The organism is Luteibacter sp. W1I16 (assembly GCF_050434905.1).
In the GTDB taxonomy this organism is placed as follows: Bacteria; Pseudomonadota; Gammaproteobacteria; order Xanthomonadales; family Rhodanobacteraceae; genus Luteibacter.
The window spans coordinates 1,170,985-1,184,088 of record NZ_JBNDJJ010000001.1; the positions used below are offsets into that span (position 1 = coordinate 1,170,985).

The following is a 13,104-nucleotide window of genomic DNA, read 5'->3' on the forward strand; positions in this document are numbered from 1 at the left end:
GACAGGGAAAGCGTCGCGAAAGCCTGCCGCGACAGCATGCGCGCAGCCCTTCCCGGAGCGTATCCTTGCCCCTTATGCGCATCCTCCTAGCCGAAGACGACGCCGCCATCGGCGCGGCCGTACGTGCCTCCCTCGAACAGGGCGGCCATGCCGTGGACCACGTGACCGACGGGTCCAGCGCGGACCACGCGCTGCGCGACCACGACTACGACCTGCTCGTGCTCGACCTGGGGCTGCCCCTGCTCGATGGCAGCGACGTGCTGGCGCGCGCGCGCAAGCGCGGTGCGGGCCTGCCGGTGCTGGTGGTCACCGCCCGCGAAGGCCTGAAGGAGCGCGTGCGCGTGCTCGACCTCGGCGCCGACGACTACCTGGTGAAGCCATTCGCGCTGGCCGAGTTCGACGCGCGGGTTCGCGCCCTGCTCCGCCGCCGCACCAGCCATGGCACGCCGGAGTTCCGCATCGGCCGCCTGCGTCTCGATATCCCCGGGCACCGCGCGTGGATCGGCGAATCGGCGCTCGACCTCACCGCCCGTGAATTCGGGCTCATCGAAGCCCTGGCCGCGCGCGCGGACAAGGTCACCAGCCGCGCGCAACTCGTCGAGGCGCTGTGCAACTGGGACGAGGACCTGACCGACAACGGCCTGGACATCGCACTTCATCGCCTGCGCAAGAAGCTCCAGGGGTCGGGCACGAACGTGCGCACGATCCGCGGCCTCGGCTACCTGCTCGAAGAAGCCGCGGATGCCTGAACGCCGCACCGCGGCGAGGCGGCCGGCGCGTCCCAGCCTGCGCCGACGCCTGCTCACCTTCCTGCTCGTTCCCGTGCTCGGCGTGCTCGTGCTCGATGCCGTGATCGGCTATTTCGTGGCGCTGGCGTATTCCAACCGCGTGCACGATGCCGACCTCTCCGACTCCGCCCTCACCTTGTCGGAAATGATCGGCAGCGACGCGCTGCGCGGTGAGTTGACCGCGCAGGCCCGCTTCCTTCTCGAATACGACCCTGACGGCCGCAACTACTACGCCGTGGTCAGCGATCGCCACGGCCGGATGATCGGCAACGCGGAACTCGAAGGCCCGGGCGTCCCCGTGACCACCGATGCGGCGCCCCGGCTCTACGACACCGCGCTGGGCCATCGGCCACTGCGCGCTGCGATCATGCGCGTGCCGAACCACCAGGACCCCGGCGACGTACTGACGATCACCGTGGCGGAGAACCTGCGCGACCGCCATACCCGTGCACGCGAGATCCTGTTCCTCACCCTGCCGATGCAGGCGTTGCTGATCGTCGCCGTGCTGTCCCTTGTCTGGTTCGGCGTGAGCCACGGCCTGGGCGTGCTGGAACCACTGACGGCACGGCTGGGCCGGCGAGGCCACGACCTGGGTCCCATCGGCGAGGAAGACGTGCCGGTGGAGATCCTGCCGCTCACCCGTACCATCGACGACCTGTTCGCCCGCATGCGCAACATGCTCGGCTTGCAGGAGCGCTTCATCGCCGACGCCGCCCACCAGCTGCGCACGCCGTTGGCGGGAATCCAGCTGCACGTGGAACGGCTGGAGGCGACGGGTGACGCGGCACAGCGCGCGGATGCCCTCGGCCACGTGCACCGTCTTGCCGCCCGCGCGGCGCGCACCTCGGCGCAGTTGCTGGCGCTCACCCGCACCCAGTCGCCGGACCTGCCCGACCACGACGGCATGGATATCGTCGACCTTGCCAGCGTGGTGCCCGAAGCGGTGGCCATGCGCGTGCACCAGGCGCTCGCACTGGGCGTAGATCTTGGCTACGAAGGCACCGGCGCGGCTTGCCTCGTTCGCGCCGACGCGCTGCAGGTGCAGGAAGTGATCGACAACCTCGTCGACAACGCCTTCCACTACGCCGGCCGTGGTCACACCGTCACGGTGTCGCTGCACGCGCACGAGGGTGAGGTGGTCCTGGCCGTCGAAGACGACGGCCCGGGCGTTGACGACGCCTTCCTCGACCAGTTGGGCGAGCGCTTCTTCCGCGTGCCAGGCGTGGACGAGGACGGCACCGGCCTGGGCCTGGCCATTGTCGAGAGCATCGCCGAGCGGCATGCGGCGCGCGTGGCCTTCCTGCACGCGGCCTCGGGGGGGCTTCGCGTCGAGCTGCATTTTCCTGCGGCCGCCACCGGAAAGCCCGCTGAAACCACCTCCTGAGACCATGCGTCCATCGTAGGCAGGACGCGAGGCATCGGGTGAACCATTCCGCGGAATTCCAGTTCGAAGGCGGACGTGATGGCGTGTTGCTGATCCACGGCCTGACCGGCACGCCCACCGAGATGCGCATGGTCGGCAAGGGCCTCAACCGTGCCGGCTTCACGGTCGTCGGCGTGCGGCTGGCCGGCCACTGCGGCAGCGAGGACGACCTGCTCGCCACCACCTGGGAAGACTGGTACGCCAGCGTCGAGGCCGCCGCCGACGAACTGCGCGGCAGGGTCGACCGGGTGTTCGTGGCCGGACTGTCGATGGGTGCGCTGCTCGCCCTGCGCCTGGCCGCGATGCGGCCAGGCTGGGTCGATGGCGTCGGCGTGTACGGCGCGACCTTCCGCTACGACGGCTGGTCGATCGGCTGGACGGGCCGGTTGTCCTTCCTCCTCCCTATCTTCAAGCGCCTGGGCATCGGCCGCGGGCGCAGCTTCATCGAGCAACCGCCTTACGGCATCCGCGACGAGCGCCTGCGCGCGCAGGTGAGCGCGGCGATGTTCTCCGGCGACAGCGAGGCGGCGGGCTTGCCGGGTAACCCCTGGCACGCTCTCGCCGAGATGGTGAAGCTTTCGCGTGACGTGCGCCGGCGCCTGCCCGACGTGATGGCGCCTTGCTTCATCGCCCATGCCGCCGACGACGACGTCGCCAGCGTCGCCAATGCCGATCTGGTGGCCCGGCGCGTGCGCGGTCCGATCGAGATGCTGCTGCTCGCCGACAGCTACCACATGATCACGATCGACCGCGAACGGCGCACGCTGATCGAACGCACCGCCGACTTCTTCGGCCGCATCGCGCGCGACGCGCGTCCCGTGCGCATGGCCGCCTGACCGTGCACGGCCTCGTCCTCGCGTTGTGGCTGGCCAACGTGCTGCTGGACACCGGTGGCCAACTCGCCTTCAAGGCCGCCGCCGGAGACGATCGCGCGGGTGACGGGCTCGCCCGTTGGCGCTATATGTTCGCGCGCCCGTGGATCTGGGCCGGCATCGGTTGCTACGTGGCCGAGTTCGTCGTCTGGATCGCCTTCCTTTCGCTGGTGCCGTTGTCCGAAGGTGTCCTGCTGGGATCGATCAACATCGTCGCGATCATGATCGCCGGGCGCTTCCTGTTCGGTGAGCGCCTGAGTCCCCTTCGCGTGACCGGCATCCTGCTGGTGGCCGCCGGTGTCGCGATCGTCGGAGCGGGCGCATGAAACGCTTCTACGTCATCGGTTTCGCGCTGTTGCTGGCGTTCGACACGCTGAACCTGATCTGTTTCAAGATCGCCGGCACGCAGGCGTTGCCGGTGGCGATGGATGTCGCGTGGCTTGCGCGGGTGTTCGCCCATCCCTGGATCTACGGTGCCGTCGTCGGATACATCGGCGCCTTCGTCACCTGGATGACCCTGCTGAAACACGCGCCGATCGGTCCCGCCTTCGCCGCGTCGCACCTGGAGGTGGTGAGCGTGATGCTGCTGTCCTGGTGGATGTTTTCCGAGCCGGTGACGGTGACACAGGTGGCCGGTGCGCTGGCGATCGTCGCCGGCATCGTGTGCCTCGCCTTTGCCGAAAGCGGTGAGGAGGCGGCTGCCGATGCCGTTCCGGCCTGAGTACGAGGCGCCACCCACGGCAGGCATGCCGTTGGGCCTTGCGGATCTTGGTGGCCCCGATCCCGCACCGCTGACCGCGCTCGCCGCCGTGTGGCTGGGCGTCGAGGAAGTGCAACTGGAATGTTCGGGCACCGCGGCGTTGACGGTGGCCTTGACCGCCCTGGCTGAAGACGCGCCCACGCGACGCGAAGTGGCGATTCCCGCATTCACCTGCCCGCTTGTCCCGCTCGCGATACGCCGCGCGGGGTTGATACCCCGCCTGGTCGATCTCACGCCCGGCCATTTCGACATGGACCCGCAGCGTCTCAGCGACGCCTGCGGTCCGGCTACGCTGGCTGTCGTGCCGACCCACCTCGGTGGCCGCGTCGCCGACGTGGCGGCGGCGAACGCCATCGCCCACCGCGCCGGTGCCGTCACCATCGAGGACGCGGCGCAGGCGCTGGGCGCGCGGTGCGAAGGTGGCTTTGCCGGCACGCGCGGTGACGTGGGCTTCTACAGCCTGGCGGCCGGCAAGGGTCTGTCGATCTTCGAAGGCGGCCTGCTGGTGAGCCGCGACGAAACCTGGCACCCCCGCTTCCGGCGCGCGGCGAAGCGCATCTCGCGCTGGCAGCCAGGATGGGAGCTGCGCAGGTCGATCGAACTGGCGGCTTACGCGTTGCTCTATCGGCCCCACGGCCTGGGTTGGGCGTATGGGCGTCCGCTGCGGCGCGCGCTTCGACGTGGCGACCTGCTCGGCGCGGCGGGCGAACACTTCTCCGCCGATTTTCCATTGCATCCGGTCGGACGCTGGCGCCGTGCCGTCGGCGCACGGGCCTTCCACCGCCTGCCCGCTTTCATCGAGGCGACATCGCGGCAGGCGCGCTCGCGCTTGCCTCGGCTGGCCCTCATTCCCGGGGTGCATGTCTTTACGGACGAAGGCGGTACGTGGCCCTACCTGATGTTGCGCCTTCCCGACCAGGCGACGCGCGATGCGGTGTTGAAGAGGCTATGGCCGTCCCGGCATGGCGTATCGCGCATGTTCGTGCATGCGCTGCCGGATTATCGATACCTTGGCATCATGCCGGGTGGCGACGACGTTCCCCATGCCCGCGATTTCGCGGCGCGCACGCTGACCATTACCAACAGCCCATGGCTTGATGATGCGGCTTTCGAACACGTGTGCGCGGTGATCGAAGCGGTGATCGCCTCGCGCTGAAGCATCGCCACTTGAGTGGCGATGGCGCGCCTCAGGCGCGCCCCTGCTCCACCAGGGTGAGCGCCACCTTGTCGCGCAAGTACACGGGCAGCGCCAGTTCCGGCGCCACCGCCTCGCCATCGCGGAAGCACCGAGCCGCCACTTCCGCCACGTGCCTGGCCTGCGGATAGCGCGCGCCATCCGCCGAACGGATGGGCGCGCCGATACGGTCACGCAGGATCGCCTCGTACGTAGCCCAACCCGTGCCCACGACATGCCACGCCGCTGCTTCCGGCAACACCAGCGCCGCGGCCGTGTCGACGCGCTCGCGATCGATCAGGCTGACGCTGCCGTCGTCCTCGCGGCGCCATGCGGCCACGTAGATCTCCCCCATTCGGGCATCGATGATGGAGAGGATCGCGGCGGCGTCCTCGGGTGCCTCCAGGGCCAGTGCCTGCAACGAGGAAACCGTGACGACGGGCACGTCCAGCGCCATCGCCATGCCCTGCGCCAGTGACACGCCAAGGCGTACGCCGGTGAACGCGCCCGGCCCGCGACCGACCGCGATGCCCTCGAGCGCCCCTCGATTCAGGCCGGCCTCGGCGAGCAGTTCGTCGGCCATCGGCAGCACGAGTTCGGCATGGCGGCGGGGCGCGATCTCGCTGCGTTCGATCACTTCGTCACCGTGGACGAGGGCGACCGAACAGGCTTCCGTGGAGGTTTCGATGGCGAGGAAGTTCATGGCGTATCCAGCGAGGGAGGGAGCGGCGCCGAGTAGGCGTACCAGTCGATCCGGCGGGTCAGGTACATCAGCAGCGCGATCACCGCGACGAGCACGACCGAACCGATCAGCAGCGCGTACTGCTCCGCTCCGATCAGGCCATACAGTATGGCGTAAACCAGGGTGAGGACGCCGCCCAGGGCGAGGCCGGCCGCACGGGCGCGCAACGCCGCCATCGCATATCCGCCAACGATGAGCACCACGGCCGCGGCCGCCACCGCATAGGCCGGGCCGAACCCGATCTGTTCGGACAAGGCCAGCAGCAGGACATAGAAACTGGTCATCGCCGCGCCCACGAGCAGGTACTGCACGGGATGCAGGCGCAGTCCCTTCAAGACCTCGAACAGGAAGAACGCGACGAAGGTGAGTGCGATGAAGAGCAAGCCGTATTTGCCGGCCCGGTCGTTCTGCTGGTACACGCCACCCGGCTGGTACAGCTTCACGCCCACGGCGGACGGTTCGAGACGCGCCGCCACGTCCGCATTGGCCACGTCCCAGTGCTGGCCGTAGGCGCGGTTGAGATCCAGCACCTGCCACGTCGCGTCGAATCCTTGCGCGCCCACGCTCCGCTTCCCGGGCAGCAAGGCGCCGGTGAAGCTGGGATCGGGCCACGGCGAGCGGATGCGCAACGCGTTCGTGCGCGCCAGCGGCAACGCTGAGAACGATTCGGTTCCTGCGATGCGCAGGGTCAAGGCGAAATCCAGCGGCGTGTTCCTCGCCGGATCGATCCGGACCGGCGCGGACAATACCGTGTAAGGCCCCATCCGCGCGGCGGACGATGATAACCGCGCGGCGCGGCCATCCACGGTGACGGAGGTGATGCCCTGCAAACCCCTCGTGTCGGCGATCAGCAGGCGCAGTTCCGCTTTGTCGGGGTACCAGGCCGCACCGGTGTCGGCGGCGAAGCGGCGCAGGTCTTCGGGCAGGATCCGGCCCCGGATGGTCACGTCGCCGGTATAGACGGGAACCTCGTACATGCCGACACGGCGCCGGTCGACGGCCAGGTCGGCGACGGTGGTCTGCTCGTCGGCCAGCACGATCTCCGTGCCGTCGCGAACGCTCACCACCTTGCCGTCGCTGCCTTGCGTCTCGTACCGCGTCGGCACGGCCAGGACCAGGCCACCGAGGGTTTGCGGCCCGCCCCAGCCTTCGGCGACGCGGGTGGATGCGGCATCGCGCATGGCCTGGCGTTCGCGCACGAGGCCATCGGCCTGGGACAGCGGTATGAGCATGATCAAGGCGAGCACGGCGATGCCCAGCACCTTGGCCGTGATCGATTGCATCCAGCGGAACATGGGCTTCTCCATCGTCGGTGGTGAGACGATCATCGAACGGCGAACGGCGCCGGGAAAGGTCGTTTTCTGTCCGGTGCGTGGCGAACGAGGGCGAAAGCCGGTGCATCGCGCGGATATCCGGGTGGGAAGCGGGCTGGCCCGCGACGAATCGCGGGCCAGCCCGCTTCCCCCCCCCCTGAATGGTGGTCATGCGGCGAGGTCGAATGAGAGTGTTCTCATGACAAGCTGCCTTTCCAGCGTGCAGGATCGGCCGGTCACCCATGCAAGGACCGCACGATGCTTCCCGTCCAGCTAGCGATGCCCCTGGCCCTCCTCATCGGAGCCGCCATCGCCGCCACGACCGGCCCCTCCCGAAACGAAACCTCGCCCGGCGCCATTCAGGCACGGGCGGATGGACAACCGGAGATGCGGATGCTGCGCATCTCGATCGAACCCGGCGCCTCCCTTCCCTGGCATCGGCACACCGTGCCGGAGGCGGGTTACCTGCTCGAAGGGGAACTGCACCTGGAAACACGGCAAGGAGCGTCGCGTGTGATACGGCCGGGTGACTCGGTCGAGGGCGGCGCCGATGTCATGCGGGGTGGAACGGCCGGGCCGCGGGGCGCTACGGTCGTGGTGTTCTATGCGGATGCCGGAGGAGATCGGGCGACCGCTTCCGGGGCTTGAAGAGCATCGCGGACAGGGTCCGCTCCCACCGAGCCAAGCCAAACCGAAACCAGTGCCCTACACCGCCGCCACCCGGTGGGAGCGGACCCTGTCCGCGATTCAATCCGCCGCGGTGTCCGACGCGAAGAACCCCACCACGTCGGCGAGCTCCCGCGTCCGCGGCATGGGCGGCAAACTGGCCAGGAACAACCGCCCGTACCCCTTCGTGCTCAGGCGCGGATCGCACAGCACCAGCACCCCGCGGTCGTGCACGTCGCGAATCAGGCGTCCCACGCCCTGCTTCAGCGCGATCACCGCCGTCGGCACCTGCCATCCCATGAAGGGGTTGATCCCCGCTTCTTCCAGTGCTTCCAGCCGCGCCTGCAACACCGGATCGTCCGGCATCGCGAAGGGCAGCTTGTCGATCACCACCACGCTCAGCGCTTCGCCTGCCACGTCGACCCCTTCCCAGAAACTCGCCGCGCCGAGCAATACGCCGCGTCCGCTCGCCCTGAACTGCTCCAGCAGGCGGTGCCGTGGTGCGCTGCCCTGCACGAACAGCGGCCACGGCACGCGGCCTTCCAGCAGCTCGGCCGCGCGTCGCAGTGCGCGATGCGAGGTGAAGAGCAGGAATGCCCGGCCATCGGAGGCGTCCAGCACGGGCCGGATGGCTTCCACTACGCGGTCGGTGTAGTCGCGGGCGGCGGGATCAGGCAGGTTGGCAGGCAGATATGCCAGCGCCTGGCGCTGGTAGTCGAAAGGGCTCTCCACGTGCAGCGTTCGGGGATCCTCCAGTCCGAGTTGGCGGGCGAAGTGACCGAAGTCGCCAGCGATCGACAAGGTCGCCGAGGTATGGATCCACGCCGCGTCCGTCGACATGCGCATCGCCCGCAGTGGCGCGGCGAGGTCCAGTGGCGTGGCGTGCAACGCGAAGCCCCGCGGCCAGGTCTCGTACCAGCGCACGTCGCTGGCGGAATGCTCTTCCGCGATGCGGTCGAGGCGCAGGCTCAGCATCTGCGCCCGTTCGTGCACGTTCGCCAATCCACGCGACCGTTCACCGAGCGCGGCCAGCAAGTCGGCCATCGCCGCCATCACGTCGCGCAGTTCCAGCAGCGTCCCGTGCACGGAGGGGTCGCGATCGAGCGCCCCGAAGGGTCCGCGCGGCGGCAGCGGATCCATCGCCAGACGCAGGCGCTTCACGAGGTCCTGGATAGCCTCCACCGGCTCCAGCAACTGGCTCGTGGCGCCGGTGACACCCTGCGCTTCCGCCAGCGCGTCCTGGCCCAGGTCCACGAGTTGGCGCGCGCTGACACTCTGCGAGAAGAACTGTCCCGCCAGCTCCGGAATCTGGTGCGCCTCGTCGAGGATGAAGGCATCGGCGCCCGGCAGAATCTCACCGAAACCCTCCTGCTTTAGGGCGAGGTCGGCCATCAGCAGATGGTGATTCACCACCACCACGTCCGCCTCCATAGCCTCGCGGCGCGCCTTCACGACATGGCAATCCTCGAAGAAAGGGCACTCCGATCCCAGGCAGTTCTCCGGCGTCGAGGTCACCCGCGGCCAGACCGCCGAGTCCTCGGGGATGTCGGCCATTTCCATGCGATCGCCACGGCGTGTCCGTGCCGACCACGCGCGGATCGCGGACAGCTGGGAGACCAGCTGGCGGTCGGGATTTCCCTCACGCACCGCCTGGTCGAGCCGGTAGAGGCACAGGTAGTTGGCCCGGCCCTTGAGCAGGCTCACCCGGGCCCGGCTGCCCAGCACCGCATGCACGCGAGGCAGGTCACGGAAGAACAGCTGGTCCTGCAAGGCCTTGGTGCCGGTGGAAACGATCACCTTGCGCCCCGACATCAAGGCTGGCACCAGATAGGCGAAGGTCTTGCCGGTGCCGGTGCCCGCCTCGGCGATCAGGACGTCGCGCTCTGCGATGGCCCCGGCGACCGCCGAGGCCATGCGCTGCTGGGCCTCGCGTGGCGCGAAACCCGGTACCTCACGGGCGAATGGGCCCTCCGCGCCGAGGATCGCGGCCACTTCGAGTTCAGTCATCCCCTAAGTATCGCCTACAATGGCGGTCTTTTCGTCCGGAAATCCACGCATGGACAAGAGTTTCGAGCCCAGCCAGATCGAATCGAAGTGGTACGCCCAGTGGGAGGCCAACGGCTATTTCAAGCCGTCCGGCAAGGGCACGCCCTACACGATCATGCTGCCGCCGCCCAATGTCACGGGCACGCTCCACATGGGCCACGCATTCCAGCACACGATCATGGACACGCTGGTGCGCTATCACCGCATGCGCGGCTACGACACGCTGTGGCAGCTCGGCACCGACCACGCGGGCATCGCGACCGAAATGGTGGTCACCCGCCAGCTCAACGCCGAGGGCAAGCAGCGTTCGGATTTCGACCGTGAATCGTTCATCGCCCGCGTGTGGGAATGGAAGGCCGAGTCCGGCGACACGATCGGCCGCCAGATGCGCCGCCTGGGCGTGTCGGGCGACTGGACGCGCGAACGCTTCACCATGGACGAGGGCATGTCCGAGGCGGTGATCGAGACCTTCGTGCGCCTTTCCGAGGAAGGCCTGATCTACCGCGGCCAGAAGCTGGTCAACTGGGACCCGGTGCTGAAAACGGCGATCTCCGACCTCGAAGTCGTCAGCGAAGAGGAAGACGGTTCGCTCTGGTCGATCCGCTACCCGCTGGCCGACGGATCGGGCGAACTCGTCGTCGCCACCACGCGCCCGGAAACCATGCTGGGCGACGTCGCCGTGGCCGTGCATCCGGAAGACGAACGCTATGCGCACCTGATCGGGCGCATGCTCGCGCTGCCCCTGTCGAACCGGCAGATCCCGATCATCGCCGACGACTACGTCGAGAAGGATTTCGGCACCGGCTGCGTGAAGATCACGCCCGCGCACGATTTCAACGACTACGCCATCGGCCAGCGGCACAACCTGCCGATGATCAACATCCTCACCGACGATGCGAGGATCAACGACGCCGCGCCTGAAAAATACCGCGGCATGGATCGCTACGTCGCGCGCAAGGCCGTGCTCGCCGACCTGGAGGCCGAAGGCCTCCTGGTGGAGACGAAGAAGCACAAGCTGCAGGTGCCGCGTGGCGATCGCAGCGGCCAGGTGATCGAGCCGTACCTCACCTGGCAGTGGTTCGTGAAGATGGACACGCTCGCCGCGCGTGGACTGGAACTGGTCGAACAGGGCCACGTGAAGTTCGTGCCCGAAAACTGGATCAGCACCTACCGCCACTGGCTGGCCAACATCCAGGACTGGTGCATCAGCCGCCAGCTGACCTGGGGCCATCGCATCCCGGCGTGGTACACCGACCAGGGCGGCGTGATCGTCGCGCGGAACGAAGAGGAAGCCACCGCCACGGCCGCCGCGCAGGGTTATACCGGCGCGTTGCGCCGCGACGACGACGTGCTCGAAACGTGGTTCTCGTCCGGCTTGTGGAGCCACTCCACGCTCGGCTGGCCGAACCCGCAACGCCAGGCCGAACTGGGCTTCGACCGCTACCTGCCCTCGAGCGTGCTGGTGACCGGCTTCGACATCATCTTCTTCTGGGTCGCGCGCATGATCATGCTCACCGACCATTTCACGGGTGAGGTCCCGTTCAAGCACGTCTATGTCACGGGCCTGATCCGCGACAAGGACGGCCAGAAGATGTCCAAGTCCAAGGGCAACGTGCTCGATCCGCTCGACCTCATCGATGGCATCACCCTCGACGAACTGCTCGCCAAGCGCACGCGTGGCCTGATGCAGCCGAAGATGGCCGAGAAGATCGAGAAGTCCACGCGCAAGGAATTCGCCGAAGGCATCCCCGCGTTCGGTGCCGACGCGCTGCGCTTCACCTTCGCATCGCTCGCCACGCACGGCCGCGACATCAAGTTCGACCTGGAGCGGTGCGGCGGCTACAAGGCCTTCGTCAACAAGCTGTGGAACGCCTCGCGCTTCGTGCTGATGAACCTGGGCGAAGAGGCCATCGCGCCGACGAAGCCTTCGACCGAAGCCGAGCGCTGGATCCTCACCCGCCTGCGCGACACGCTGGCGACGGTGAAGGAGCAACTGGCGCTCTACCGCTTCGACCTCGCCGCGCAGGCGTTGTATGAGTTCACCTGGAACGAGTTCTGCGACTGGTTCCTGGAACTGTCCAAGCCCGCGCTCAACAGTGGCGATGCCGCGGCCGTGGCTTCCACGCGATACACGCTGGTGCACGTGCTCGAGACGCTGCTGCGTGCGTTGCACCCGCTGATTCCCTTCGTCACCGAGGAAATCTGGCAGCACGTGCGCCCGCTGCTTCGCATCGAAGGCGAGACGATCATGCTGCGGCCCTATCCGGAAGCGGCGGATGTGGAAGGCGACGATACGGCCACGGCCGAGATCGAGTGGGTCAAGGGTGTACTCACCGGCGTCCGCCGCATCCGCGCGGAGATGAACATCGCGCCGGGCAAGACCATCCCCCTGCTGTTCGCCGACGGCGACGCGACGGATCGCGAGCGCGCGGCGAAATTCGCGGCGCAGGTCGCCTTCCTGGGAAGGGTCGAGTCACCGACGTGGGTGGACGGCGAAGAGCCCGCCGCGGCGGTCGCCGTGGTCGGCGGCATGCGTGTGTTGATCCCGCTGGAAGGGTTGATCGACGTGGGCGCGGAGAAGACGCGTCTCGCCAAGGAGATCGCCCGAGTCGAGGGAGAGATCAAGAAGTGCGAAGCCAAGCTCGGCAACGCCAACTTCGTCGCCAACGCACCGGCGGAAGTCGTCGACCAGGAACGCCAGCGCATCGCCGACTGGACCCGGCAGGCCGATGCGATGCGCGACCAGGCGCGGAAGCTGGGCTGAGACACCGCTGATCGCTGATTGCCGAAGAGCATCGCCGACAGGGTCGGCTCCCACGAGGGCAGCTTAGCTTGGTGGGAGCCGACCCTGTCGGCGATGGGCGATGCATCGACACACGAGCCCGTGGGCTCACATGTCGTGCTTGTTCACCTCGAAACCCGCCTTCTTGTACTCCGTCCAGCGCACCCGTGACCCCTCGCGCTCGGCCGGATCGGCGGCGACCACTTCCAACACCCGGTCGAAGCGGCTCTGGGCGCAGGTATCGCGCAGGTTGATCACCATCGGCCGGTCTGCGGTTTCCACGCCCGGCGGCACGATCAACACCGCGGTGTTCGCGTCGTCATCGTCGCCCGCGAGCTGGTGCGGAATGAAGCTGTCCTCGTCGAACGACCACAGGTATTCATCGATCGCCTCCGCCTGCTCGAAGTCGCGGGTGAGGATCAGGGTCGGCTGCTGGGCCGCGAACGCGCGCTTGGCGAGTTCGCAGACCAGCAGCAGCGGATCCTCGCGGAACCGCGGCTTGTCGATCAGGTAGAAATCGGCGCGCGGCATCGGAACG

Annotated in this window: 12 protein-coding genes; 8 read left to right on the forward strand and 4 right to left on the reverse strand. The window is 68.0% G+C overall.

What is annotated here, in order from left to right; genetic code table 11:
- Positions 1-74: 74 nt before the first annotated feature.
- The 6 genes from QFZ41_RS05280 to QFZ41_RS05305 are packed head-to-tail and all read left to right on the forward strand — an operon-like array spanning position 75 to position 4,999.
- Positions 75-749, forward strand: a complete 675-nt coding sequence (locus QFZ41_RS05280) for a response regulator (RefSeq protein WP_429197781.1) — start codon at positions 75-77, stop codon at positions 747-749.
- Positions 742-2,172 (forward strand): sensor histidine kinase, encoded by a 1,431-nt coding sequence (locus tag QFZ41_RS05285; RefSeq protein ID WP_429197782.1) that lies wholly within the window; start codon positions 742-744, stop codon positions 2,170-2,172. The genes QFZ41_RS05280 and QFZ41_RS05285 overlap by 8 nt, the downstream gene beginning before the upstream one ends.
- Before the next feature lie 38 nt (positions 2,173-2,210).
- A complete protein-coding gene (locus QFZ41_RS05290) occupies positions 2,211-3,047 on the forward strand; it encodes an alpha/beta hydrolase (RefSeq protein WP_429197783.1) in 837 nt (278 codons plus the stop codon).
- Positions 3,048-3,049: 2 nt separating this feature from the next.
- Positions 3,050-3,409 carry an EamA family transporter gene (locus QFZ41_RS05295; RefSeq protein ID WP_429197784.1) on the forward strand — a complete coding sequence of 120 codons (360 nt, stop codon included), beginning with the start codon at positions 3,050-3,052 and terminating at the stop codon, positions 3,407-3,409.
- Positions 3,406-3,804, forward strand: a complete 399-nt coding sequence (locus QFZ41_RS05300; protein ID WP_429197785.1) for a DMT family transporter — start codon at positions 3,406-3,408, stop codon at positions 3,802-3,804. The genes QFZ41_RS05295 and QFZ41_RS05300 overlap by 4 nt, the downstream gene beginning before the upstream one ends.
- Positions 3,788-4,999 carry a DegT/DnrJ/EryC1/StrS family aminotransferase gene (locus QFZ41_RS05305; protein ID WP_429197786.1) on the forward strand — a complete coding sequence of 404 codons (1,212 nt, stop codon included), beginning with the start codon at positions 3,788-3,790 and terminating at the stop codon, positions 4,997-4,999. The genes QFZ41_RS05300 and QFZ41_RS05305 overlap by 17 nt, the downstream gene beginning before the upstream one ends.
- Before the next feature lie 31 nt (positions 5,000-5,030).
- On the opposite strand, the gene tsaB is transcribed toward QFZ41_RS05305, so the two are convergent.
- Together tsaB and creD are read right to left on the reverse strand one after the other, a co-directional pair.
- Positions 5,031-5,720 (reverse strand): tRNA (adenosine(37)-N6)-threonylcarbamoyltransferase complex dimerization subunit type 1 TsaB, encoded by a 690-nt coding sequence (gene tsaB, locus QFZ41_RS05310; protein WP_429197787.1) that lies wholly within the window; start codon positions 5,718-5,720, stop codon positions 5,031-5,033.
- On the reverse strand, positions 5,717-7,054 hold the full coding sequence (creD, locus tag QFZ41_RS05315; protein ID WP_429197788.1) for a cell envelope integrity protein CreD: 1,338 nt from the start codon (positions 7,052-7,054) through the stop codon (positions 5,717-5,719). Before creD ends, tsaB begins: the two co-directional genes overlap by 4 nt.
- A gap of 276 nt (positions 7,055-7,330) precedes the next feature.
- Between creD and QFZ41_RS05320 the strand changes: the two genes are divergently transcribed.
- Entirely contained in the window at positions 7,331-7,720 is a 390-nt protein-coding gene (locus QFZ41_RS05320; protein WP_429197789.1) for a cupin domain-containing protein, read from the forward strand.
- Between the two features lie 99 nt (positions 7,721-7,819).
- Here QFZ41_RS05320 and QFZ41_RS05325 read toward each other — a convergent pair whose 3' ends face one another.
- A complete protein-coding gene (locus tag QFZ41_RS05325) occupies positions 7,820-9,745 on the reverse strand; it encodes an ATP-dependent DNA helicase (RefSeq protein WP_429197790.1) in 1,926 nt (641 codons plus the stop codon).
- Positions 9,746-9,794: 49 nt separating this feature from the next.
- Between QFZ41_RS05325 and QFZ41_RS05330 the strand changes: the two genes are divergently transcribed.
- Entirely contained in the window at positions 9,795-12,548 is a 2,754-nt protein-coding gene (locus QFZ41_RS05330) for a valine--tRNA ligase (protein WP_429197791.1), read from the forward strand.
- A 126-nt stretch (positions 12,549-12,674) separates the two neighbouring features.
- On the opposite strand, the gene QFZ41_RS05335 is transcribed toward QFZ41_RS05330, so the two are convergent.
- Positions 12,675-13,097, reverse strand: coding sequence for a DNA polymerase III subunit chi (locus QFZ41_RS05335; RefSeq protein WP_429197792.1), 423 nt, complete (start codon positions 13,095-13,097; stop codon positions 12,675-12,677).
- Positions 13,098-13,104 lie beyond the last annotated feature (7 nt).